At 69.8% G+C, this 22,205-nt stretch carries 24 protein-coding genes; 20 read left to right on the top strand and 4 right to left on the bottom strand.

Annotated elements, in window-relative coordinates:
- Positions 1–6: 6 nt before the first annotated feature.
- Positions 7–1,083, top strand: coding sequence for a peptide chain release factor 1 (gene prfA, locus J0P97_RS11640; RefSeq protein WP_215487949.1), 1,077 nt, complete (start codon positions 7–9; stop codon positions 1,081–1,083).
- 51 nt (positions 1,084–1,134) lie between these two features.
- The gene (locus J0P97_RS11635) at positions 1,135–1,539 is read left to right on the top strand and encodes a hypothetical protein (RefSeq protein ID WP_215487948.1); all 405 of its coding nucleotides are present in this window, start codon (positions 1,135–1,137) and stop codon (positions 1,537–1,539) included.
- Between the two features lie 90 nt (positions 1,540–1,629).
- Here the strand turns inward: J0P97_RS11635 and J0P97_RS11630 are convergent, their stop codons facing one another.
- Complete coding sequence (locus J0P97_RS11630) at positions 1,630–2,301, bottom strand: hypothetical protein (protein ID WP_215487947.1); 672 nt, start codon at positions 2,299–2,301, stop codon at positions 1,630–1,632.
- Positions 2,302–2,549: 248 nt separating this feature from the next.
- Here J0P97_RS11630 and J0P97_RS11625 point away from each other — a divergent pair, with 248 nt between their 5' ends.
- From J0P97_RS11625 to J0P97_RS11610, 4 genes are all read left to right on the top strand, one after another.
- The gene (locus J0P97_RS11625) at positions 2,550–4,004 is read left to right on the top strand and encodes an HNH endonuclease signature motif containing protein (protein ID WP_215487946.1); all 1,455 of its coding nucleotides are present in this window, start codon (positions 2,550–2,552) and stop codon (positions 4,002–4,004) included.
- A 234-nt stretch (positions 4,005–4,238) separates the two neighbouring features.
- Positions 4,239–5,603 (top strand): MFS transporter, encoded by a 1,365-nt coding sequence (locus J0P97_RS11620; RefSeq protein WP_215487945.1) that lies wholly within the window; start codon positions 4,239–4,241, stop codon positions 5,601–5,603.
- The gene (locus J0P97_RS11615) at positions 5,600–6,934 is read left to right on the top strand and encodes an aspartate aminotransferase family protein (RefSeq protein ID WP_246540302.1); all 1,335 of its coding nucleotides are present in this window, start codon (positions 5,600–5,602) and stop codon (positions 6,932–6,934) included. Before J0P97_RS11620 ends, J0P97_RS11615 begins: the two co-directional genes overlap by 4 nt.
- 3 nt (positions 6,935–6,937) lie before the next feature.
- Positions 6,938–7,678, top strand: coding sequence for a GntR family transcriptional regulator (locus J0P97_RS11610; RefSeq protein ID WP_215487944.1), 741 nt, complete (start codon positions 6,938–6,940; stop codon positions 7,676–7,678).
- 9 nt (positions 7,679–7,687) lie between these two features.
- Here J0P97_RS11610 and epsC read toward each other — a convergent pair whose 3' ends face one another.
- Positions 7,688–8,278: a serine O-acetyltransferase EpsC gene (gene epsC / locus J0P97_RS11605; protein ID WP_215487943.1), complete on the bottom strand. Its 591-nt coding sequence runs from the start codon at positions 8,276–8,278 to the stop codon at positions 7,688–7,690.
- A gap of 93 nt (positions 8,279–8,371) precedes the next feature.
- Positions 8,372–9,322: a cysteine synthase A gene (gene cysK / locus J0P97_RS11600; protein ID WP_215487942.1), complete on the bottom strand. Its 951-nt coding sequence runs from the start codon at positions 9,320–9,322 to the stop codon at positions 8,372–8,374.
- 136 nt (positions 9,323–9,458) lie between these two features.
- Here cysK and prmC point away from each other — a divergent pair, with 136 nt between their 5' ends.
- The 13 genes from prmC to J0P97_RS11535 all read left to right on the top strand — a co-directional run bounded on the left by prmC (position 9,459) and on the right by J0P97_RS11535 (position 20,641).
- Positions 9,459–10,379 carry a peptide chain release factor N(5)-glutamine methyltransferase gene (gene prmC, locus J0P97_RS11595; protein ID WP_215487941.1) on the top strand — a complete coding sequence of 307 codons (921 nt, stop codon included), beginning with the start codon at positions 9,459–9,461 and terminating at the stop codon, positions 10,377–10,379.
- Positions 10,380–10,413: 34 nt separating this feature from the next.
- Positions 10,414–11,112: an L-threonylcarbamoyladenylate synthase gene (locus tag J0P97_RS11590; protein WP_215487940.1), complete on the top strand. Its 699-nt coding sequence runs from the start codon at positions 10,414–10,416 to the stop codon at positions 11,110–11,112.
- On the top strand, positions 11,109–12,305 hold the full coding sequence (locus J0P97_RS11585; protein WP_215487939.1) for an MraY family glycosyltransferase: 1,197 nt from the start codon (positions 11,109–11,111) through the stop codon (positions 12,303–12,305). Before J0P97_RS11590 ends, J0P97_RS11585 begins: the two co-directional genes overlap by 4 nt.
- Positions 12,302–12,877, top strand: coding sequence for a Cg1360 family ATP-synthase-associated protein (locus J0P97_RS11580; protein ID WP_215487938.1), 576 nt, complete (start codon positions 12,302–12,304; stop codon positions 12,875–12,877). Before J0P97_RS11585 ends, J0P97_RS11580 begins: the two co-directional genes overlap by 4 nt.
- 118 nt (positions 12,878–12,995) lie before the next feature.
- Positions 12,996–13,805 (top strand): F0F1 ATP synthase subunit A, encoded by an 810-nt coding sequence (gene atpB / locus J0P97_RS11575; protein WP_246540319.1) that lies wholly within the window; start codon positions 12,996–12,998, stop codon positions 13,803–13,805.
- Between the two features lie 49 nt (positions 13,806–13,854).
- Positions 13,855–14,091 (top strand): ATP synthase F0 subunit C, encoded by a 237-nt coding sequence (atpE, locus tag J0P97_RS11570; RefSeq protein WP_215487937.1) that lies wholly within the window; start codon positions 13,855–13,857, stop codon positions 14,089–14,091.
- A 29-nt stretch (positions 14,092–14,120) separates the two neighbouring features.
- The gene (locus J0P97_RS11565) at positions 14,121–14,657 is read left to right on the top strand and encodes a F0F1 ATP synthase subunit B (protein WP_215487936.1); all 537 of its coding nucleotides are present in this window, start codon (positions 14,121–14,123) and stop codon (positions 14,655–14,657) included.
- Positions 14,657–15,445, top strand: a complete 789-nt coding sequence (locus J0P97_RS11560) for a F0F1 ATP synthase subunit delta (protein ID WP_215487935.1) — start codon at positions 14,657–14,659, stop codon at positions 15,443–15,445. Before J0P97_RS11565 ends, J0P97_RS11560 begins: the two co-directional genes overlap by 1 nt.
- A 15-nt stretch (positions 15,446–15,460) precedes the next feature.
- Positions 15,461–17,101 (top strand): F0F1 ATP synthase subunit alpha, encoded by a 1,641-nt coding sequence (gene atpA / locus J0P97_RS11555; protein ID WP_215487934.1) that lies wholly within the window; start codon positions 15,461–15,463, stop codon positions 17,099–17,101.
- 32 nt (positions 17,102–17,133) lie between these two features.
- Positions 17,134–18,051 carry a F0F1 ATP synthase subunit gamma gene (locus J0P97_RS11550; RefSeq protein WP_215487933.1) on the top strand — a complete coding sequence of 306 codons (918 nt, stop codon included), beginning with the start codon at positions 17,134–17,136 and terminating at the stop codon, positions 18,049–18,051.
- 39 nt (positions 18,052–18,090) lie between these two features.
- On the top strand, positions 18,091–19,539 hold the full coding sequence (atpD, locus tag J0P97_RS11545; protein ID WP_215487932.1) for a F0F1 ATP synthase subunit beta: 1,449 nt from the start codon (positions 18,091–18,093) through the stop codon (positions 19,537–19,539).
- A 1-nt stretch (position 19,540) separates the two neighbouring features.
- Positions 19,541–19,801 carry a F0F1 ATP synthase subunit epsilon gene (locus J0P97_RS11540; RefSeq protein ID WP_215487931.1) on the top strand — a complete coding sequence of 87 codons (261 nt, stop codon included), beginning with the start codon at positions 19,541–19,543 and terminating at the stop codon, positions 19,799–19,801.
- A 90-nt stretch (positions 19,802–19,891) separates the two neighbouring features.
- Positions 19,892–20,641 (top strand): YaaA family protein, encoded by a 750-nt coding sequence (locus J0P97_RS11535; RefSeq protein ID WP_215487930.1) that lies wholly within the window; start codon positions 19,892–19,894, stop codon positions 20,639–20,641.
- Between the two features lie 12 nt (positions 20,642–20,653).
- Here J0P97_RS11535 and J0P97_RS11530 read toward each other — a convergent pair whose 3' ends face one another.
- A complete protein-coding gene (locus J0P97_RS11530; protein WP_215487929.1) occupies positions 20,654–21,175 on the bottom strand; it encodes a DUF4282 domain-containing protein in 522 nt (173 codons plus the stop codon).
- 188 nt (positions 21,176–21,363) lie between these two features.
- Between J0P97_RS11530 and J0P97_RS11525 the strand changes: the two genes are divergently transcribed.
- Positions 21,364–22,146: a large exoprotein gene (locus tag J0P97_RS11525; RefSeq protein WP_215487928.1), complete on the top strand. Its 783-nt coding sequence runs from the start codon at positions 21,364–21,366 to the stop codon at positions 22,144–22,146.
- Positions 22,147–22,205 lie beyond the last annotated feature (59 nt).

Here is a 22,205-nt window from a genome sequence, read left to right as displayed (position 1 = left end):
GTCGCCGTGTTCGAGTCCGTCCAGGCGCTGATCGACGAGCACCGCGCGGTGCAGGAGGAACTCTCCGACCCCGCGGTGCACGCCGACGCCGCGCGCGCCAAGCGCGTCAACCGGCGGTATGCGGAGCTCTCCCGCATCGTCGCGGCGCACGACGTGTGGGCAGCGGCATCGGACGATCTGGAGGCCGCGCGCGAACTCGGCGCCGAGGACTCCGCCTTCGCGGCGGAGATCCCGGCGCTCGAAGAGCAGGTCGCCGCCGCGCAGGAGAAGCTGCGGCGCCTGCTCATTCCGCGCGACCCCGATGACGCGCGCGACGTCATCATGGAGATCAAGGCGGGGGAGGGCGGGGCGGAGTCCGCCCTGTTCGCCGCCGACCTCCTGCGCATGTACCTCCAGTACGCGACCTCGCAGGGCTGGAAGATCGAGATGCTCGACCGGAACGAATCGGACCTCGGCGGCTACAAGGACGTGCAGGTCGCGATCAAGGGCACATCGAGCGACCCCGCGCAGGGCGTCTGGGCGCACCTGAAGTACGAGGGCGGCGTGCACCGCGTCCAGCGGGTGCCCGCGACCGAGTCGCAGGGCCGCATCCACACCTCCACCACCGGCGTCCTCGTCTTCCCCGAGGTCGACGAGCCCGAAGAGGTGCAGCTGGACCCGAACGACCTGCGCATCGATGTCTACCGCTCGTCCGGTCCGGGTGGTCAGTCGGTGAACACCACCGACTCCGCGGTGCGGATCACCCACATCCCGACCGGGATCGTCGTGTCGATGCAGAACGAGAAGAGTCAGCTGCAGAACCGCGAGGCCGGCATGCGGGTGCTCCGCGCGCGCCTGCTCGCCAAGCAGCAGGAGGAGCGGGATGCCGCGGCATCCGACGCCCGCAGATCGCAGATCCGCGGCATGGACCGCTCCGAGCGGATCCGCACCTACAACTTCCCCGAGAACCGGATCGCCGACCACCGCACGGGGTACAAGGCGTACAACCTCGACCAGGTGATGGACGGCGCGCTCGCCCCGATCATCGAGTCGGCGATCGCCGCCGACGAAGAGGCCCGTCTGGCGGCGCTCGCCGACGGCTGAGCCCCGCCGCGTCGCGCGCTCGGACGCACCCCATCGCGCTACTCTCAGCGCATGATCAACTTCACGATCCGCGCGATCATCTTCCTCGTCTCGGCGGCGGTCGGGCTGATCGTCGCGGATCTCGTCCTCGAGGGCGTCCGCATCGACTGGTCGCACTGGTGGGGCTTCGTGCTCGCCGTCGTGATCTTCGCGGTGCTGCAGTCGGTGCTCACCCCGTGGGCGGCGAAGGTGGCGCGCCACAACGCGCCGGCCCTCCTGGGGGGCATCGGCATCGTGTCGACCTTCGTGGCGCTGCTCGTCGTCGCGCTCGTCCCCGGGGCGGGGCTCACGATCGGCCTGCCGTGGTGGACCTGGCTCGTCGCGCCCGTCATCGTGTGGGTCGTGACGGCCCTCGCGACATGGCTCCTGCCGGCGCTGTTCATCAAGAAGAAGGTGGAGCAGCGCCGCGCCGGGTAATGGGGCGGCGAGCGCTGGCATTGACTCTGCGGTCCGTGCCGTCTGATACGTGCTGCGGCGACCCTCGGGGTGATTCCCGTTCCGCACGGCTCAGGTCTGCAAGAACTCCTCGTTGAGGATGCTGTCAGAAGAACGGACTGGATACGCGTCGAGTTGCTCAGATTCCAGGATCCTGCGAGCTGCGGTTCGGGTGCATCCGACGATGAGGCTACGCGCATAGATGTCATGCCCGACGAGCCAGCGAAGGTCTCTCGACCACCAGTACATGGGGACGCGTCCGGTAGCGGTATTCGGCACGAGTGGCGACTGATCGTCGTCAATCAGGGGTCCGGAGTAGAGCACCATCTCACGCTGATACGGAGGGAACGGAAGGTACGGTTCCGATATTTCCCCGGCGTATCCGGCCCAGGATGCGAAGTAGTGCAGTCCCTGGCCCGGGCGGAGCGCCTCGATGAGCTGCTTTGCCAGCGAAACCGCAGGGCTACCCATGTCTGGCTGCACGCCGCCGTCGGGCAGGACGACGCCTTCTACAGCTTCAAGCTCTGGCCACTGCATCCATGCTCGAGGCCTGACTCCGCTCTGTGTGACGATATTCGTCCACGAAACGGCGGAGCCGTCTCGGAGCTCGATCGGATTGAGAACTCGAAGGTAAGCCTCGTAGCCTGAAGGGATCACCGATGTCACCCGTTCTCCCGTTGCATCCAGGAGCGCCGCGACGGCTGCGGCCGGGCGGAGATCCTTCTCGTGACGCAAGGCGCTCATGGTCGAAGGCTACCGCGGCCCCTCTCTGCTCACCCGTCCCGCCGCGCCCCCGGGGCCCCGCAGAAGTTTGGTCCTGCGCTTGCCCTCATCGTAGATATGTTCTAAACTGAAGGTGGCGGTCATCCCATTCAGATGACCGCAAGGGTGAGCCGGCAGAGCTACCGGACGTTGAATGCATCGACGTCAGGAGAGCCATGGAGAACCGGCCGCAGCCCCGCCACGGGGTGCGATTCGAGGATGCCGCACGGGTGGCTGGTCCCGTTGCGCCGGATGCGCTGGACCCGCACTGGGTGGAGCTGTCGTCTCTCGTCACGCGTGTCGGCGCCAATCGGGCGGAGATGTCGCGTCTTCACGCCGAGCGTGCGGAGATGTGCGCAGAAGCCCTCGACCTGATCGCGCGCCGCGTCGCACAGCGTCAGGCAGCGCACCCGGGCCGCGAGATCGGCGATTCCATCCCCTTGCGTGAGGTCCTCGCAGAACTCGCCACGGCCCTGCGCGTAGGGGAGCGCACGGTGTCGGGCTGGCTTGGCGACGGGGCAGAGCTCGTCTCCACGTATCGGGCGACGCTCGAGGCACTGCGCGAGGGCCGGATCGATGAACGGCACGCGTCGGCGATCATCGACGCCGGGGTGGCCCTGGATGGGGATGTGCGCGCAGAGTACGAGCGCCGCGCTCTCGACATCGCCGACACAGCCACCGCACCGGAGCTGCGCGATACCGCGCGCATCATTGCGGCGCGCCTGCAGCCGTCGATCGTCGACGAGGGCCGCCGTGACGCGCTGGCGCAGCGCCAGGTGAAGACCTACGGTCTCCGCGACGGTCTGTCGCGGCTGCTGCTCGACGCTCCGGCGGCGCTCGTCCAGGGGGTCTTCGAACGGGTCACCGACATGGCGTGCGCGCTCGAGTCCGCGGCGCCGCCGGACGAGACGGAGGACAGCGACGATCGCACGCTCGACCAGCGCCGTGCGGATGTTCTCTGCGACCTGCTGCTGACCGGTGCCCCGGCGCTCGGCGCGAAGTCCGCGGCGCCGCCGGACGAGACGGAGGACAGCGACGATCGCACGCTCGACCAGCGCCGTGCGGATGTTCTCTGCGACCTGCTGCTGACCGGTGCCCCGGCGCTCGGCGCGAAGGCGGGCCTCGGATCCATTCGCGCGACCGTCAACGTCACCGTGCCGCTCCTGACCCTCGCTGGCCTGGACTCTCGGCCGGCCGTCCTCCACGGCCACGGGCCGATCGACGTCGAGACGGTCCGAGTGCTGGCCGCGGCCGCGCCCGTCTGGCAGCGGGTCATGACGCACCCCGTGACCGAAGAGCCGCTCCGCCTCGACGTCTACCGGCCGAGCGGACGCCTTCGCCGCCTGCTGAATGCCCGGGACCGCACCTGCCGGTGGCCGGGATGCCGCCGCCCCGCGGCGAGATCAGAAGCCGACCACACTCGGGCGTGGGAGGAGGGTGGCGCGACCTGCGCATCGAACCTCGCGATTCTGTGCAAGGGACATCACACCCTCAAGCACGCGTCCGCGTGGACGGTGCGTCATCTCGGCGGCGGCAGCCTCGAGTTCACGTCGCCGACCCGGCGACGACATCGGAACGACGCTCCGGCAGTGGTGGAGGCGCGGGGAGATGTCGGCCTCCGGCCACCGCCGTGGCGGCGTCTGCTCGACTCCCAGTACGACTGGTCCGATCCTGCGCCGTTCTGAGCCGCGGGCGACGGATGTACGGCGCGCTCGTCGAGTGAGATACTCGGGCATCGTTATGATCGCTTGCGCCCCGCCCACGTGACCGTCGGGTAAACGGTCGCACGTGGCAGGGGCCCGGCGTAAATGGTTGGGAACGGTTCTGTAAGGTCCTGGTCACCGAACCGATCCACGCGGCATCCGGGCCATAGCGTCGTCTCCACCTCGCCGACTGGCGGCGGGAGGCAAGGAGCTGACATGATCGACAACCCGCCGCTGGCGACGAGGACGGAGGGGCGCCCCGGGCGCACCCGTTCTCTCATGTACTGGCAGGTGCGCATCTTCGCGATCACCTGGATCGCGTACGCCGCCTTCTACATCACCCGTCAGGCGTTCGCCGCCGCGAAGCTCGGCATCCTCGACGACCCCGACGCGAGCACTATTCTGACGCGGGAGATGCTGGGTAACATCGACGCGGCCTACCTCATCGCCTACGCCGTCGGCCAGTTCGTCTGGGGCAGCGTCGCCGACAAGTGGGGCACCCGCGTCGTCGTCCTCGGCGGGCTGCTCGGGTCGGCCGTCGCCGCCCTCCTCATGGGCGTCGTGCCGGCTCTCATCCTGTTCCTCCCCCTCATGATCGTGCAGGGGCTCGCGCAGTCCTCGGGCTGGGGCCCCCTGCTGAAGAACGTGTCGCTGTTCTTCTCGCCGTCCGTCCGCGGGCGGGTCATCGGGTTCTGGTCGACCACGTACGTCTTCGGCGGTCTCATCGGCGCGCCCGTGGCCGGATGGTTCGCCTACTCGGTCTTCGACTCGTGGCGGGCCGCCTTCGTCGCCGCCGCCCTCATCGTCACCGCGGTGGCCGTCCTGTTCTTCGTGTTCCAGCGGAACACCCCGGAGGACGTCGGCCTCTCGGCCGCCGAGCCCGTCGACGGCGAGGAGGGGATCCCCGGATCGGAGGCGAAGAAGGTCGTCGCTGCTCCCGCGCGACGCGGCTCCGCCTTCCGTGCCCTCCTGGATGCGATGCGCAACCGCGACGTCGTCCGCCTGGGCGCGGTCTACTTCCTGCTGAAGCCGGCGCGCTACGCGATCCTGCTGTGGGGCCCGATCATCGCGATCGAGCGGATCCCGAGCCTCGACTTCCTGTCTGCGACGGTTCTCCCGGTCGTCTTCGGGATCGCGGGGCTGGCCGCGCCGATCGTCGCCGGCTGGGTGTCCGACTCCGTCTTCGGTGCGCGGCGCGCCCCTGTCGCGATCATCGCCCTCGGCGTCACCGCGCTCGCCCTCGCCCTCTTCTACCCGCTCACCGCGGGCGGCTCGATCTGGGCTCTCGCGCTCATGTTCGGTGCCCTCGGCTTCGCGCTCTACAGCGCCGACTCGGTCGTCTCGGCGGTCGCGGCCGTCGACTTCGGCGACGATGAGTCCGCCGCGGCATCTATCGGCTTCGTCAACGGCGCCGGGGCGATCGGGGCGGTGCTCGGCGGACTGCTGCCCGGGTACTTCGCGGGATCGACCCTCTTCCTGTTCTTCGGTGGAGCGACGGTCGTCGCCGCGCTGATCCTCCTGCCCAGCTGGAACCGCCGCGCGTCGGACCGGTCCGTTCTCCTCGAGGAGGTCGCGCGATGAGCGGTTCGAGCATCATGGAGGCCAACAGCTTCTCCGGCGCCTTCGCGGAGGGGATGGACGAAGACGTGCAGCAGCTCGTCGAGCGTCGGCAGAAGGTCATGGGCGGGGCCTACCGACTCTTCTACCGGGAGCCCGTGCACCTCGTCCGCGGCCGCGGCGCCAGGCTGTGGGATGCCGCGGGTCGCGAGTACATCGACATGTACAACAACGTCGCGAGCCTCGGGCACTGCCACCCGGCGGTGATCGAGGCGGTCACCGCGCAGATGTCGCAGCTCAACACGCACACGCGCTACCTGCACGAGACCGTGGTCGACTACACCGAGCGCCTGCTCGAGACCTTCCCCGCGGCCATCGACCGGGCCATGTACATGTGCACGGGATCCGAGGCCAACGACCTCGCGATCCGCGTCGCGCAGCAGTACACCGGCGCGCGCGGCATCATCGTGACCTCCGAGGCCTATCACGGCACGAGCGCGCTCACGAGCGGAGCCTCACCCGCCCTCGGCTCCGGCCAGCCCCTCGCGCCCGAGGTGCGCGCGGTGCCGGCGCCGGACACGTACCGGGAGGGAGCGGATGCCGGCGCCCGGTTCGCGCGAGACGTCCGCGCGGCGGCCGCAGACCTCGCCGCCCACGGTCACGGCACGGCCGCGCTCCTCATCGACTCGATCCTCTCCTCGGACGGGGTCCTGCCCGGTCCGCGCGGCATGCTCGGCGCGGCGGCGGCAGAGGTCCGGGCCGCGGGCGGCATCGTGATCGCCGACGAGGTGCAACCCGGCTTCGGACGAACCGGGGACACCTTCTGGGGCTTCGAGCGGCACGCGCTCGACCCCGAGATCGTGACCCTCGGCAAGCCGATGGGCAACGGGATGCCGGTGTCCGGCCTCGTCGCCCGCGGCGACGTGCTCGCCGCGTTCAGCGATGACCTGCCGTACTTCAACACGTTCGGAGGGAACCCCGTGTCCATGGCGGCGGCGTCGGCGGTGCTGCGCGTGCTGCAGGAGGAGAGGCTCATGGAGCACAGCGCCCGCATCGGCGGGCAGCTGCTCGAATCGCTGTCGACGCTGGCCGACCGGCACGAGCTCGTCGGCGACGTGCGCGGCGCGGGACTGTTCATCGGCTTCGAGCTGGTCGAGGACCGCACGACGAAGGCGCCGGCCCGCACCGCGGCGCTGCAGGTGATCGAGGAGCTGCGTCGCAGGGGAGTGCTGACCTCGGTCGCCGGGCCCTACGGCAATGTCCTGAAACTGCGCCCGCCGCTGGCGTTCCAGGAGTCCGACATCGCTCCTGTCGTCGCGGCGCTGGACGATTCCCTCCGCGTCGTCGAGCATTGACCCATGCCATCCGGACGGGCAGGAGCGAGCGCGGAGGAGATCCTGCGCGAATGGATGCATCAGGGTGCCTTCCTGCCCGGAGAGCGACTGGGGAGTGAGCGTGATCTCGCAGAGCGGTTCGGCATCAGCCGGGCCGCTCTGCGGTCGGCGCTCGAACATCTCGAAGCGGCCGGACAGGTCCGCCGGGCCATGGGACGCACCGGGGGCGTGTTCGCCGACGACGGCAAGCTGCAGCGTCAGGTCAACACCACCCTCGGCGTCCCCGCCATCGCCCGTCAACAGGGCTACGACGTCATCACCCGCGTGCTGGGCTGCGACCTCACCGCCGCGACCCCCGCACAGTCCCGCGCCCTGCAGATCGCCGCCGGTGATGGCGTCGTCCGCATCCGGCGGCTGCGGAGCGTCAAGGGCACCAGCTGGTCGCTGGACGAGTCGGTCCTTCCCGCCGCACGGTTCCCGGGGCTCGAGGACAGGGACCTCTCGGGCTCCCTGTACGACCTGCTCCGTGAGTCGTACGCGCTCCGCATCGGCCGGACGGAGGAGACGGTCGAGGGGATCATCGCCGACGAGAGCCGCGCCGAGCTGCTGCGCATCCCGGACGGTGCACCGCTCCTGCTGCTGCGCCGCGTGGCGTGGGACGACGCCGGCGCGCCGTTCGAATGGGCGCAGGACGCGTTCCGGGCCGACCGCACCCGGCTGCAGCTCGCGCCGCTCCCGGCCAACTGGAAGAGACTCCAGGGCTGAGGCCGCGCCTCAGATGAAGTACTCGGGCGTCGTGAGGATCGCCCGCGTGTCGTCGCCCGGGACGCGTCGGCGCGCCTTGGCGGGCACGCCGACGAGGACCGAGTCCTCCGGGGCATCCCGCGTGACGACCGCGTTCGCACCGACCGCGGACCCCGCGCCGATGACGACGGGGCCGAGGATCTTCGCTCCGGCTCCCACGGCGACCCCGTCGCCGAGGGTCGGATGCCGCTTGCCCGCATCGCGGGTGCGTCCGCCGAGGGTGACTCCGTGGTAGAGCATCACGTCGTCGCCGACTTCGGCCGTCTCGCCGATGACGACGCCCATGCCGTGATCGATGAAGAAGCGGCGCCCGATCACCGCGCCCGGGTGGATCTCGACGCCCGTGAGCCACCGCGTCAGCTGGGAGAGGGCGCGCGCGGGAAAGCGCAGACCGCGCTCCCACAGCGCGTGGGCGATCCGGTACGACCAGATCGCGTGGAGACCCGAGTACAGGACGGCGATCTCCACGCCGCTCCGGGCGGCGGGGTCGCGCAGCTTCGCAGCGGCGATGTCTTCACGCACGCGGGCCACCGCGCCGATGCGGTCGTTCGCAGGGGTCATGTCGCAGGTCTCCGGTCGGGGGAGGGGGCGATGAGCGGACGGCGGCGGTCACGGACGACGGGAACCCGCGTCCGTGACCGCCCCGGCGTCCGATCAGAGCCCGGCGGGCTCGTCGCGCAGGTTCTCGAACAGCACGGTCGACAGGTAGCGCTCGCCGAAGGAGGGGATGATCACCACGATGTTCTTGCCCTCGGCCTCGGGACGCGCGGCGATCTGCAGCGCCGCCCACACCGCGGCGCCCGACGAGATGCCCGCGAGAATGCCTTCGCGGGTGGCGAGCTCGCGCGCGACGCGCAGCGTGTCGTCGAGCTGGACGTCGATGACCTCGTCGATGACGCTCTGGTCGAGGATCTCGGGGATGAAGTTCGCGCCGATGCCCTGGATCTTGTGCGGCCCCGCGGTGCCCTTGGTCAGAAGCGGCGAGTCGGCCGGCTCGACGGCGACGACCTTGGCATCCGGCACGCGCTCCTTGAGCACCTGGCCGACGCCGGAGATGGTGCCGCCGGTGCCGACGCCCGCGACGAAGTAGCCGATCTCGCCGTCGGTGTCGCGGAGGATCTCCTCCGCGGTCGTCTTGCGGTGGATCTCGACGTTCGCCTGGTTCGCGAACTGCTTCGCGAGGATGGCGCCCGGCGTCTCCGCGGCGATCTCCTCGGCCTTGGCGACCGCGCCCTTCATGCCGAGGGGCGGGTCGGTGAGCACCAGCTCGGCGCCGTAGGCCTTCAGGAGCAGACGGCGCTCGATCGACATGGATGCCGGCATCGTGAGGATCACCTTGTAGCCGCGCGCCGCACCCACCATGGCGAGCGCGATGCCGGTGTTGCCGCTCGTGCCCTCGACGATCGTGCCGCCCGGCTTGAGCTCGCCCGACGCCTCCGCCGCGTCGATGATCGCGATCCCGAGGCGGTCCTTGACCGAGGAGGCGGGGTTGTAGAACTCGAGCTTGGCGAGGATGGTGCCCGGGAGCCCCTCCGCGAGGCGATTGAGACGGACGAGCGGAGTGTTGCCGAACGCGCTGGTGATGTCGGGGTGGATGCCGGACATGGAATGCCTTTCGTGGGGTTCCAGGATTGTCCAGAAGCCTATTGCGACCGGCCGGCGCGGGGGCCGAATGTGACGAATCGTCACGGGGGGCTTGCCACGGGGCCGGGGAGCGGGCACCGGTAAACTGGCACGAGTCATGAACATCGCGCACGAACCCGCGGCATCCGCACCCGACGTCCCGACCGAGGCGGCGCCGGCCCCCGATCTCCCGCTCGCCGCCGTCCTGACGGACGCCGCCGCCGTCCTCGCCTCCGCCGGCGTCCCGACGCCGGACGTGGATGCCGAGCTCCTCGCGGCCCACGTCCTGGGCCTTTCGCGGGGGGAGCTCGCCGCCGTCGCCCTGCGCGGAGGGGCGTTCTCCGGGGATGCGGCGGAGTTCGCCCAGCTCGTCCGCCGCCGCGCGTCTCGCGAGCCCCTCCAGCACCTGACCGGCTCCGCGCCGTTCCGCCACCTCGAACTCCGCGTCGGACCGGGCGTGTTCGTCCCGCGACCCGAGACGGAGATGGTCGCCCAGCTCGCGATCGACGCGCTGCGCGCCGTCCCCGACGCCGCACCGATCGCCGTCGACCTCGGCACCGGGTCGGGTGCGATCGCCCTGTCGCTGCAGACGGAGGTGCCGCACGCCCGTGTGCACGCCGCCGAGAACGCGGTCGACGCGTTCGTCTGGGCGAAGGAGAACTTCGCGCGGATCGCTCCCGAGGCGCGGCTCGCCTTCGTCGACCTCGCCCAGGCGTTCCCCGACCTCGACGGCGCGGTCTCGGTGCTCGTCTCCAACCCGCCCTACGTCCCGGATGGGGCGATCCCGCGCGACCCCGAGGTGCAGCACTGGGACCCGCCGTCCGCCCTGTACGGGGGAGCGGACGGGCTCGACGTCGTCCGCGTGCTCTCCGAGGTCGGGCTCCGGCTCCTGCGCCCCGGGGGGACGCTCGTCATCGAGCACGGCGAGTGGCAGGGGGCCGCCATCCGGGGCCTCCTCACCGACGCCGGGTGGCGCGCCGCCGCCACGCATCCCGACCTCACCCAGCGCGAGCGCGCCACGACCGCGCTTCGTCCCTGACCGGGAGCGGCCCTCGCCGTAGACTGGCACGGATATGTACGAGCTCTTCGACAGCCGCGATCCCGAGCAGCTGCTTCCCGGCATGCGCAAAGCGCGTCAGGCGATCGCGCGCGGCGAGCTGGTGGTCCTGCCGACCGACACCGTCTACGGGGTGGCCGCCGACGCGTTCAACGCCGCTGCGGTCGCACGGCTCCTCGCCGCGAAGGGCCGCGGCCGCCAGTCGCCTCCGCCCGTCCTCGTGGCCGGCGTGACGACGATGCGGGCGCTCGTGGCCGACGTCCCCGAACCGATCGAGCGTCTCGTCGAAGCCTTCTGGCCCGGCGGCCTCACGATCGTGCTGCCCGCGCAGCCGTCGCTGTCATGGGATCTCGGCGACACGGGCGGCACCGTCGCCGTGCGGATGCCGGCGGACCGCGTCGCGCTGGAGCTTCTGGAGGAGTGCGGACCGCTCGCCGTCTCGAGCGCGAACCTCACGAAGCGCTCCGCCGCCGTCGACGTCGACGACGCGGCGAGGATGCTCGGCGACACCGTCGCGGTGTACCTCGACGGCGGCCCGTCCCGCGATGGCGTGGCCTCGACGATCATCGACGCCACCGGGCTCGTGAGCGGTGCGCGGCCGGTGCGGGTCCTCCGCAGCGGCGCCGTCAGCCGCGACCAGCTCCGCAGCATCCTCGGCGAGCACCTCGAGCCCGACCCCGAGGACGACCACGACCACGATCACGGCCCGGCGTGAAGTACTACGTCTTCACGGTCGTCGTGACGGCCCTCGTCACCCTGGGCTTCACGGCGATCGTGTGGCGGCTGGGGCTGCGTTTCAAGCTGCACCCCGAGATCCGCGAGCGCGACGTGCACACGACGCCGAAGCCCCGCATCGGCGGGGTGGCCATGTATCTCGGCATCCTCGCCGCCTTCGCGCTCTCCTCCCGGGTTCCGTACTTCTCGATCATCTGGAACGACCCGGCCGTCATCTGGTCGATCCTCGGTGCGGCGACCCTCATCGTCATCATCGGCGTGGCCGACGACCTCTGGGACCTCGACTGGATGATCAAGCTGGGCGCGCAGTTCCTCGCGGCGGGGATCGTCGTGGGCTTCGGCGGCGTGCAGATCTTCGCGATCCCGTTCGGCGGCCAGATCGTGTTCTCGAGCTGGGTGAGCTTCGCCCTGTCCGTGCTGGCGATCGTCATCGTCATGAACGCGGTGAACTTCATCGACGGCCTCGACGGACTCGTCGCCGGGGTGGCGCTCATCGCCAACGCGGTCTTCTTCGTCTACACCTACCTCGTCGCCCGTGACACCGGCGCCTCGACCTACTCGAGCCTCGCCTCCTTCATCGCCGTCGCCCTGGTGGCGGTGTGCCTCGGGTTCCTGCCGCTCAACTGGAACCCGTCCAAGCTCTTCATGGGGGATTCCGGGGCGCTCCTCATCGGCCTGCTCATGGCGGTCGCGGCCATCGTCTTCACCGGGAACCTGGACCCGGCCCTGCTCGGCGACAACGACGTCTTCGGCCGCTCGCAGCTGCTCGGCGCCTTCATCCCGATCCTCCTGCCGGTGGTGGTGGTCCTCCTGCCGCTCCTCGATTTCGGCATGGCCGTGATCCGTCGGATGGGCCAGGGCAAGTCGCCGTTCTCGCCGGACCGCAAGCACCTGCATCACCGGATGCTCGACATGGGCCACTCCGACCGCGCCGCCGTCCTCATCTTCTACGCGTGGACCGCCGTCGTGTCGACCGGCGTCCTCCTGATGTACATCGGGACGACCCAGGACTGGCCGGGCGACTACTGGCCGGGCGTCGCGTTCCTCGTCCTCGGCGCCGCCGCGTGCGTCGCCGTCACCCTCCTTCCGCGGCCGCGCGCCGCCCTGCTCCCGACCGCGGCGCCCGGGCCCGAACCCGGCGCCGAATCCGCACCTGAACCGAGGACCTCATGACCGAGACCCCCGATCCGTCCGCCGCCACCTCCCGCCGCGCGGTGTCGAGCGACCGCCTGTTCCGCACGACCCTGCTGTGGTCTGCGGCGATCACCGGCATCCTCGCGGTCGCCGGCGCTGCCATCGGCTTCGCCGTCGGCGGCACCTCGGGCCTGTGGAGCGCGCTGGTCGCGATCATCCTGGCCGCCGTGTTCCTCGGCCTCACCGCGGGGACGATTCTCGTCGCGAACCGCTGGTACGGCGATCCTCTCTACGTCCCGATCTTCTTCGGCGCCGTGATGGGCGGATGGATCGTCAAGTTCGCCCTGTTCATCGTCGTGCTGCTGGTCCTGCGGGGTCAGCCGTGGCTGAACAACACGGTGTTCTTTGTCGCGCTCGTCGTCAGCGTGGTGGCATCGCTCGTCATCGACGTCGTCGTCATGCTGAAGATGCGGGTCCCGCACGTGGGGGACGTGACCCTTCCCACCCTCGCGGATGTGATCGAAGAGGCCCGGCGCCCGTCGATGCCGCCGGCGCCTCCGGAGGAGGGGAACCAGTCTCCTCCCGCGGACGCAGCGGCGCCGCGCGCCTGATAGGCTGTGCATGCGCCCCGTGACCGCGGTGTGAAAACGCTGGGGACTGTGTGCGCATCGACTTTCACCGACCATCGTCGCCTCGGTCCATGCCGATGCCCCGAAGCTGGAGTCTGCGCTGTTTACCCACGCTGCGACACTGATCGCCAAGACCGCTGAAGATGGCGGCGAGTTCCACGGGCCTTCGATCCATGAGTTCTTCCCGGATGTGCTGTTCACGATCGCGGGGATCCCGGTCACCCGCATCCACCTGATCCAGATCCTGGCGACCGTGGCCCTCGTGCTCTTCCTGTGGCTCGGGACGCGCAACATGCGCATCGTGCCGGGTCGCTTCCAGTCGATCACCGAGATGGGGCTCGACTTCGTCCGGGTCAGCATCGCCGAGGACCTGCTGGGCAAGAAGGACGGGCAGCGGTTCCTCCCGATCCTCACGACGATCTTCTTCATGATCCTGTTCTTCAACCTGACAGGCATCATCCCGTTCCTGAACCTGGCGGGGACGGCGATCATCGCGGTCCCGCTCCTGCTGGCACTCGTCAGCTACGTGACGTTCATCTACGCCGGCATCAAGAAGAGCCCGAAGAACTTCTTCAAGAACGCGCTGTTCCCCTCGGGCGTGCCGTGGCCGATCTACATCATCGTGACGCCGATCGAGCTCATCTCGACGTTCATCATCCGCCCGGTGACGCTGACCCTGCGACTGCTCATGAACATGATGGTCGGGCACCTCCTGCTCGTCCTGTTCTTCGCCGCCACGCAGTTCTTCCTCTTCACCCTCGGCGGCTGGTGGTCGGCGCTCGCGGCGGGCTCGCTCGCCTTCGGCTTCGTCTTCACGCTGTTCGAACTCCTGGTGGCCGTCCTCCAGGCCTACGTCTTCACCATCCTCACCGCGGTCTACATCCAGCTCGCGGTGGCAGAAGAGCACTGAGCGGGCGAACCTCCCGGTTCTCCCACCCAACCCCGAAAGGAAACAACCCGTGGACGCAACTACGGTTCTCGCCGATGTCTCCGGCTCCATCGCGACGGTCGGCTACGGCCTCGCGGCCATCGGCCCCGCCATCGGCGTGGGCATCGTCGTCGGCAAGACGATCGAGGGCGTCGCCCGTCAGCCCGAGCTGGCCGGTCGCCTGCAGGTGCTGATGTGGATCGGTATCGCCTTCACCGAGGCGCTCGCCTTCATCGGCATCGCCACCGCCTTCATCTTCGGCTTCTGATCGCCCCCCACCAGTCTTAAGGAGACAGGATGCACAGTCTTGTCGCGTACGCCGCGGAAGAGGGAGCGCCCAACCCGCTCATCCCCGCGTGGTATGACATCATCTGGTCGGCGGTCTGCTTCGTCATCATCCTGATCGTCGTCTGGAAGGTCGCTCTTCCCAAGATGAAGGTCATGCTGGACAAGCGGGCTGAGGCCATCGAGGGCAACATCGCGAAGGCCGACGAGGCCCAGCGCAAGGCCGAGGCCGCGCTCGAGGAGTACACGGCGCAGCTCGCCGAGGCTCGCAAGGAGGCGGGTGAGATCCGAGACGCCGCCCGCGAGGACGGCAAGAAGATCGTCGCCGAGGCCAAGGATGCCGCGACCACCGAGGCCGCGCGCGTCACCGCCAGCGCCCACTCGCAGATCGAGGCGGAGCGCCAGTCGGCCCTCGTCTCGCTGCGCAGCGAGGTCGGCACGCTCGCCCTCGACCTGGCCGGCGGTGTCATCGGCGAGACCCTCTCCGACGACGCCAAGGCCAAGGGCGTCGTGGACCGCTTCCTCGCCGACCTCGAGAAGGCGAAGTAATGGGAAGCGCGACCACTCACGCACTGGCGACGACCACCGCGGAGCTGAAGACGGCCCACGTGAGCGACCTCGAGGTCGCCCGCGAGCTGTTCACGGCCGCGCGCGAGATCGCCGACTCGGCGCAGCTGAGCGGCGCGCTCTCCTCATGGGGCGCGCCGGGCGCGGCGCGTGCCCAGGTCATGCGGACGGTCTTCGCCGGCTTCGGTGAGACCTCCCGCCAGCTTCTCGCTGCGGCGGCCGCCGAGCGCTGGTCCTCCGTGGAGGACCTCGTCTCCGGGATCGAGGAGCTCGCCATCCGCGCGGCGGCGATGGCGGCGACGGGAACGGACCTCGAAGGGGAGCTGTTCCAGTTCTCCCGCGCGGTCGGCGGCAACGCGGAGCTCGAGCTCGCCCTCGGGAGCCGTCTCGGCGACGCGTCCGCGAAGGGCGCCCTCGTCTCGACGCTGCTGAGCGGCCGCGCGAGCGAAGCGACGACGCTGATCGTCTCGGAGCTCGTGCAGCAGCCCCGCGAGCGGCGTGTGCGCTCGCTCCTCGGTCGCGCGCTGAAGATCGTGGCGGACCAGCGCGGCTCGACCGTCGCGACGGTCCGCGTGGCAAATGCACTGGATGCCGCGCAGCAGGGCCGCCTCGCGGCTGCGCTCGGCGCGAAGTACGGCAGCGACGTCACCCTGAACGTCGTCGTCGACCCGACCGTCCTCGGCGGCGTGCGGGTGGAGATCGGAGACGACGCCATCGACGCGACCGTCTCCTCCCGAATCAACGACTTGCGCCAGCGCCTCGCTGGCTAGAACAGAAGGAACACCATGGCAGATCTCACCATCAGCCCCGACGTCATCCGTGACGCGCTGAAAGACTTCGTCGCCGCCTACGAGCCCTCGGGCGCCGCGGCGACCGAGGTCGGCACGGTCGTCGACGCGGCCGACGGCATCGCGCACGTCGAGGGTCTCCCCGGCGTCATGGCGAACGAGCTCGTCCGGTTCGACAACGGCGTCGAGGGTCTCGCGCTGAACCTCGATGAGACCGAGATCGGTGTCGTCGTGCTCGGCGACTTCTCCGGCATCCAGGCGGGCCAGAAGGTCACGCGCACCGGCGAGGTGCTCTCGGTCGCCGTCGGCGACGGCTACCTCGGCCGCGTCGTCGACCCGCTCGGCAACCCGATCGACGGTCTCGGCGAGATCGCCACCGAGGGTCGCCGCGCACTCGAACTGCAGGCCCCCGGCGTCATGCAGCGTAAGAGCGTGCACGAGCCCATGCAGACCGGCATCAAGGCGATCGACGCCATGATCCCCGTCGGCCGCGGCCAGCGCCAGCTCATCATCGGCGACCGCCAGACGGGCAAGACGGCGATCGCGATCGACACGATCATCAACCAGAAGGCCAACTGGGAGTCCGGCGACGTCGAGAAGCAGGTCCGCTGCATCTACGTCGCGATCGGCCAGAAGGGCTCCACGATCGCCGCCGTCAAGGGTGCGCTCGAGGATGCCGGCGCCATGGACTACACGACCATCGTGGCCGCTCCCGCGTCCGACCCGGCCGGCTTCAAGTACCTCGCGCCCTACACCGGCTCGGCCATCGGCCAGCACTGGATGTACGGCGGCAAGCACGTCCTGATCATCTTCGACGACCTGTCCAAGCAGGCCGAGGCCTACCGCGCCGTGTCGCTGCTGCTGCGTCGCCCGCCGGGCCGCGAGGCGTACCCCGGCGACGTCTTCTACCTGCACTCGCGTCTGCTGGAGCGTTGCGCGAAGCTCTCCGACGAGCTGGGTGCCGGATCGATGACGGGTCTGCCGATCATCGAGACGAAGGCCAACGACGTGTCGGCCTACATCCCGACCAACGTGATCTCGATCACCGACGGCCAGATCTTCCTCCAGTCCGACCTGTTCAACGCGAACCAGCGTCCGGCTGTCGACGTGGGAATCTCGGTCTCGCGCGTCGGCGGTGACGCCCAGGTCAAGTCGATCAAGAAGGTGTCGGGAACGCTCAAGCTCGAGCTCGCCCAGTACCGCTCGCTCGAGGCGTTCGCGATGTTCGCCTCCGACCTCGACGCGGCCTCGCGCCGTCAGCTCGAGCGCGGCGCGCGTCTGACCGAGCTGCTCAAGCAGCCCCAGTACGACCCGTATCCCGTCGAGGAGCAGGTCGTCTCGATCTGGGCCGGCACGAACGGCAAGCTCGACACGATCGCGGTCGAGGACGTGCTCCGCTTCGAGCGGGACCTCCTGGACTACCTCAAGCGCAACACGACCATCCTCGACACGCTCCGCGACACGAACGTCCTCGACGACGCGACCGCCGCTGAGCTCGAGAAGGTCACGGACGCCTTCGTCCTGGAGTTCCAGGGCGGCAAGGGCCAGGCCATCAACAAGCCGGGTCACGAAGAGGTCTCCGCAGCTCTCGAGGACGACGTCAACCAGGAGCAGATCGTCAAGGGTCGCCGCGGCTGAGGCCGGGCATCCCCCTCTGATACAGGACATCCATGGGCGCACAACTCCGGGTCTACAAGCAGAAGATCTCTTCTGCTCAGACGACCAAGAAGATCACGAAGGCGATGGAACTCATCGCGGCTTCGCGCATCCAGAAGGCGATGGCGCGCGTGCGCGCCTCCTCGCCCTTCGCGCGAGCCGTGACGCGGGCCGTCTCCGCCGTGGCCACGCACTCGAACATCCAGCACCCGCTCACGACCGAGCGTGAGACGATCCGCCGCTCGGCGGTCGTCATCTTCGCCTCGGACCGCGGGCTCGCCGGCGCGTTCAACTCGCAGATCCTCCGCGAGGGCATGCAGCTCGGCGAGCTGCTGCGCTCGCAGGGCAAGGACGTCGAGTACTTCCTCGTCGGACGCAAGGCGGTGGGCTATTTCCAGTTCCGCCGCATGGCGGCGGCGGGGGAGTGGATCGGCGACACCGACACCCCTCACTTCAACACCGCGGAGCAGATCGCGGGCGCCCTTCTGGACGCCTATGACCGCGGCGGCGAGGAGGAGGGCGGCGTCGACGAGATCCACCTCGTCTTCAATCGCTTCGTCAGCATGATGACCCAGGAGCCGCAGACCGTGCGTCTGCTGCCCCTCGAGGTCGTCGAAGCCGATGAGGTCGTGGAGTCGGCAGGCGCCGGGCCCAGCCAGGTGTACCCGCTCTACGAGTTCGAGCCGAGCCCCGAGGTCGTCCTCGATGCGCTGCTGCCGGTCTACGTGCAGAGCCGCGTGTTCAACGCGCTCCTGCAGTCCTCGGCAGCCAAGCACGCCGCGACCCAGAAGGCGATGAAGAGCGCGAGCGACAACGCCGACAAGCTCATCACCGACTACACCCGCCTGCGCAACAACGCGCGTCAGGCCGAGATCACTCAGCAGATCGCCGAGATCGTCGGCGGCGCCGACGCCCTGGCATCCGGCAAATAAGCCCGACTGCACGACAGACCACACGAAAGAGAAGAAGCCATGAGCCTCACCGCAGACAAGACGGACACGACGGTCGTCGGCCGCGTCGCGCGCGTCACCGGGCCCGTCGTCGACATCGAGTTCCCGCACGACTCGATCCCGGACATCTACAACGCTCTGAAGACGACCATCACCATCGGCGACGAGGCGACGGAGATCACGCTCGAGGTCGCGCAGCACCTCGGCGACGACCTCGTCCGCGCCATCTCCCTCAAGCCCACCGACGGCATGGTCCGCGGCCAGGAGGTGCGCGACACTGGCGGCCCCATCACCGTCCCCGTGGGCGATGTCACCAAGGGCAAGGTCTTCAACGTCACCGGCGACATCCTCAACCTCGAGCCCGGCGAGCAGGTGGAGATCACCGAGCGCTGGGGCATCCACCGCCAGGCGCCGAACTTCGACCAGCTCGAGTCGAAGACGGAGATGTTCGAGACCGGCATCAAGTCGATCGACCTCCTCACCCCCTACGTGCAGGGCGGCAAGATCGGCCTGTTCGGCGGTGCCGGGGTCGGCAAGACCGTCCTCATCCAGGAGATGATCCAGCGCGTTGCACAGGACCACGGTGGTGTGTCCGTGTTCGCCGGCGTCGGCGAGCGCACGCGTGAGGGCAACGACCTCATCGGCGAGATGGAGGAGGCGGGCGTCTTCGACAAGACCGCGCTCGTCTTCGGTCAGATGGACGAGCCGCCGGGAACGCGCCTGCGCGTGGCCCTGTCGGCGCTGACGATGGCGGAGTACTTCCGCGACGTGCAGAAGCAGGACGTGCTGCTGTTCATCGACAACATCTTCCGCTTCACGCAGGCCGGATCCGAGGTGTCGACCCTTCTCGGCCGCATGCCCTCCGCGGTGGGCTACCAGCCGAACCTCGCCGACGAGATGGGTGTACTCCAGGAGCGCATCACCTCGACGCGCGGTCACTCGATCACCTCGCTGCAGGCGATCTACGTGCCCGCCGACGACTACACCGACCCGGCCCCGGCCACGACGTTCGCGCACCTGGACGCGACCACCGAGCTCTCCCGTGAGATCGCCTCGAAGGGTCTGTACCCGGCGATCGACCCGCTGACCTCGACGAGCCGCATCCTGGACCCCCGCTACATCGGTGAGGACCACTACCGCGTGGCCACGGCCGTGAAGCAGATCCTCCAGAAGAACAAGGAGCTGCAGGAGATCATCGCGATCCTCGGTGTCGACGAGCTCTCCGAAGAGGACAAGATCGTCGTCTCGCGCGCCCGTCGCATCCAGCAGTTCCTCTCGCAGAACACCTACATGGCGAAGAAGTTCACCGGTGTCGAGGGCTCCACGGTTCCGATCAAGGAGACCATCGAATCGTTCGACGCGATCGTCAAGGGCGACTTCGACCACGTCGCCGAGCAGGCCTTCTTCAACGTCGGCGGCATCGGCGACGTCGAGGAGAAGTGGGCGAAGATCCAGAAGGAGAACAGCTGACATGGCGCTGACCGTCACCCTCGTCTCCGCGGAGGAGGAGGTCTGGCACGGCGAGGCATCCCTCGTCGTGGCGAAGACCGTCGAGGGCGAGATCGGCTTCATGACCGGCCACGAGCCCGTGCTGGCGATCCTCGCCGAGGGCAAGGTGCGCATCACCCAGGCCGACGGCTCCAAGGTGGTGGCGAGCGCCCAGGACGGCTTCCTGTCGATGGAGGGTGACGAGCTCACCATCGTCGCGGGCCACGCCGCACTCGAGTCCTGACCCGACCCGCCGAGAACCACCTCACGCGCGACAGACCGCTCCGGCGGTCCGCAGCGCGCGGGGTGGTTTCTCGCTGTCCCGGAGGTGTCCGTGCTGATCCTGTTGCCCCCGAGCGAGACCAAGCGCGCCGGCGGGCGGCGCCGGCCGCTCGATCTCGGCGCGCTCGCGCTGCCCGAGCTCGCGCCCCAGCGCGAGCTGATCGTCGATGCCCTCGTCGCGCTCAGCGCCGACGAGGACGTCGCGGCGCGGGTGCTGAAGCTGTCCGCGCGCCAGCGCGGCGAGATCGCCGACAACGCCGTGCTGCGCACCGCCCCGACGATGCCCGCCGTCGATCGCTACACCGGCGTGCTGTACGACGCGCTGGATGCCGCGACGCTCGACGCCACCGCGCGGCGCTGGCTGGGCGCGCACGTCCTCATCCAGTCGGCGCCGTTCGGCCCGGTGGGCTCGCTCGACGCGATCCCCGCCTATCGCCTCGCCGCCGGAACGCCCCTCCCCGGCGTGCCGCCCCTCCGGCGTGTCTGGGCGGATGCGGCGGGCGCCGCACTCGGGGAGCGTGCGCCCGGGTTCATCCTCGATCTGCGCTCGGAGGCCTACGCCGCGCTCGGACCGGTGCCTCCCGGCATCCGCGGAGCCTACCTGCGCGTCGTGACAGAGTCTGAGCAGGGGCCCATGCGCGCCCTCAACCACTTCAACAAGCACGCCAAGGGAGCGCTCGTGCGGCGGCTCGCGGAGGAACGCCCGCGCATCGGGACCGCCGCCGCCCTCGTCGCCTGGGCGAGGGGAGCGGGGCTCGATGTCCGTGCCGGGGCCCCGGGCGAACTCGACCTGGTCGTCTGAACCGGGCGCGCCTCAGGCGCCGCCCCGGCGGGTGTTCTCCGCGGTGCGCTCGGTGTTCTCCGCGATCGCGACGAGCGCGACGCCCGATTCGATGACGAAGCGCAGCAGCACCACGGCGAAGAACGCCAGCACGGGCACGACGATCACCGTCGAGAGGATCAGGGCGATGCCGCCGCCCGGGTTCCATCCGAGCGCCCCGATGCCGTGGATGATCCCGCCGACGAACGCCGAGACGAACGCGATGCCGATGGCGATGAGGCCCACCAGGAAGAACACGCTCGCGAGGCGCCGCGTGATGAAGCGCGTGAACGTGATGTCGAACAGGGCGGCCAGGAACCCGCGGCCGATGTCGTCGATGTCTCCCGTGAGCCGGCGCACCCCCGTGTCGTCCACGCCCGCGATGCCCGGGGTCGGACCGGCCTGACCGCCCGCCTCGGCTCCCGTCGTCGTCGCCGCGGCGTCGGCGGAGGCGGCGACGTCGGCGGCGCGGCGCTCGGGGAGGGGCGGGGGAGCGGGCGTCGACGGATCGGTCATGGGGGTCCTCTCAGCGGATGTCTGCCGCCAGGCTAGCGACCCTGCGCCCCGACACGCGAGCAATCGGGCGCCTCTGGCTGGGAGAGGGCGCGCGGCTCTACGATGTGATCGAACGGGATCGGATCCCGTCGGACACCGCCTGATCGTCGGTGCCAGTGCGCGGGACATCCCTTCTGGAAAGGCTGATCATGGACGATTACGGATACGGCGACGGCGGATACTTCGCGCTCGTCGCGGCATTCGGCTTCTTCATCTTCCTCGTGGCGATCGCGGGTTACGTGATCGGCTCGTGGTTCCTGATGAAGATCTTCGACAAGGCGGGGGTGCAGGGCCGCTGGCGGGCCTGGGTGCCGTTCTACAACCTTCTCGTGTTCTCCAAGCTCGGTGACGTCAGCCCCTGGGTGATGCTGATCGCGATCGCGGCCGCCGCGCTTCTCGGCGCCGTGCCCGTGCTGAACGCGATCGTCTCGCTCCTTCCCCTCGCGGTGGGGGCCCTGGCCGCATGGCGCGTCGGTCTCAAGCTGCAGAAGGAGACCCCCTGGGTCATCCTCTACGTCTTCCTCTCGATCGTCTGGATGGGCATCAACGCGTTCGACGGATCGCGCTGGAACCCCGCCATCCCGCCCGCGCCGTGGGCGGGGAACGGATTCTTCGCCGATCGCACCGTGTGGCAGGGCATCCCGCAGCAGTCGCCGGGGTACGCCGCTCCCTACGGTGCGCCGGGCTATCAGGCTCCGGGGTATCAGAACCCCGGCCAGGCGCCCGGGTACCAGCCCCCGCCCGCGCCGCCGCAGAGCGCTCCGCCCGCCTGGCAGCCTCCGGTCACGCCGCCCGCGGCGCAGCCCCCGGTCACGCCGGCCGCTCCGCCCGCGGCGCAGCCCCCGGTCACGCCGCCTGCTCCGCCCGCGGCGCAGCCCCCGGTCACGCCGCCCGCCCCGCCCGCTCCGGACGGTGACGCGCCCCGCATCTGACGCGCCGCGCCGATACGGCGGACGGTGACCGACTTGATCCGGTCGCCCGCGCAGGCGTA

The sequence above is a fragment of the Microbacterium flavum genome (assembly GCF_018717645.1).
In the GTDB taxonomy this organism is placed as follows: domain Bacteria; phylum Actinomycetota; class Actinomycetes; order Actinomycetales; family Microbacteriaceae; genus Microbacterium; species Microbacterium flavum.
Note: the sequence above shows the minus strand (reverse complement) of the source record. Positions and strands in the feature narration are given on the sequence as shown.

Excerpts from the sequence above, each read along its gene's own strand:
- J0P97_RS11615 (WP_246540302.1), top strand. The coding sequence starts at position 5,600 with ATGAGCGGTTCGAGCATCATGGAGGCCAACAGCTTCTCCGGCGCCTTC.
- J0P97_RS11630 (WP_215487947.1), bottom strand. The coding sequence starts at position 2,301 with ATGAGCGCCTTGCGTCACGAGAAGGATCTCCGCCCGGCCGCAGCCGTC.
- J0P97_RS11590 (WP_215487940.1), top strand. The coding sequence starts at position 10,414 with ATGTACGAGCTCTTCGACAGCCGCGATCCCGAGCAGCTGCTTCCCGGC.
- J0P97_RS11530 (WP_215487929.1), bottom strand. The coding sequence starts at position 21,175 with ATGACCGATCCGTCGACGCCCGCTCCCCCGCCCCTCCCCGAGCGCCGC.
- cysK (WP_215487942.1), bottom strand. The coding sequence starts at position 9,322 with ATGTCCGGCATCCACCCCGACATCACCAGCGCGTTCGGCAACACTCCG.
- J0P97_RS11560 (WP_215487935.1), top strand. The coding sequence starts at position 14,657 with ATGGGAAGCGCGACCACTCACGCACTGGCGACGACCACCGCGGAGCTG.
- J0P97_RS11580 (WP_215487938.1), top strand. The coding sequence starts at position 12,302 with ATGACCGAGACCCCCGATCCGTCCGCCGCCACCTCCCGCCGCGCGGTG.
- prmC (WP_215487941.1), top strand. The coding sequence starts at position 9,459 with ATGAACATCGCGCACGAACCCGCGGCATCCGCACCCGACGTCCCGACC.
- J0P97_RS11620 (WP_215487945.1), top strand. The coding sequence starts at position 4,239 with ATGATCGACAACCCGCCGCTGGCGACGAGGACGGAGGGGCGCCCCGGG.
- J0P97_RS11540 (WP_215487931.1), top strand. The coding sequence starts at position 19,541 with ATGGCGCTGACCGTCACCCTCGTCTCCGCGGAGGAGGAGGTCTGGCAC.
- atpD (WP_215487932.1), top strand. The coding sequence starts at position 18,091 with ATGAGCCTCACCGCAGACAAGACGGACACGACGGTCGTCGGCCGCGTC.
- J0P97_RS11525 (WP_215487928.1), top strand. The coding sequence starts at position 21,364 with ATGGACGATTACGGATACGGCGACGGCGGATACTTCGCGCTCGTCGCG.
- atpA (WP_215487934.1), top strand. The coding sequence starts at position 15,461 with ATGGCAGATCTCACCATCAGCCCCGACGTCATCCGTGACGCGCTGAAA.
- J0P97_RS11610 (WP_215487944.1), top strand. The coding sequence starts at position 6,938 with ATGCCATCCGGACGGGCAGGAGCGAGCGCGGAGGAGATCCTGCGCGAA.
- J0P97_RS11550 (WP_215487933.1), top strand. The coding sequence starts at position 17,134 with ATGGGCGCACAACTCCGGGTCTACAAGCAGAAGATCTCTTCTGCTCAG.
- J0P97_RS11565 (WP_215487936.1), top strand. The coding sequence starts at position 14,121 with ATGCACAGTCTTGTCGCGTACGCCGCGGAAGAGGGAGCGCCCAACCCG.
- J0P97_RS11635 (WP_215487948.1), top strand. The coding sequence starts at position 1,135 with ATGATCAACTTCACGATCCGCGCGATCATCTTCCTCGTCTCGGCGGCG.
- epsC (WP_215487943.1), bottom strand. The coding sequence starts at position 8,278 with ATGACCCCTGCGAACGACCGCATCGGCGCGGTGGCCCGCGTGCGTGAA.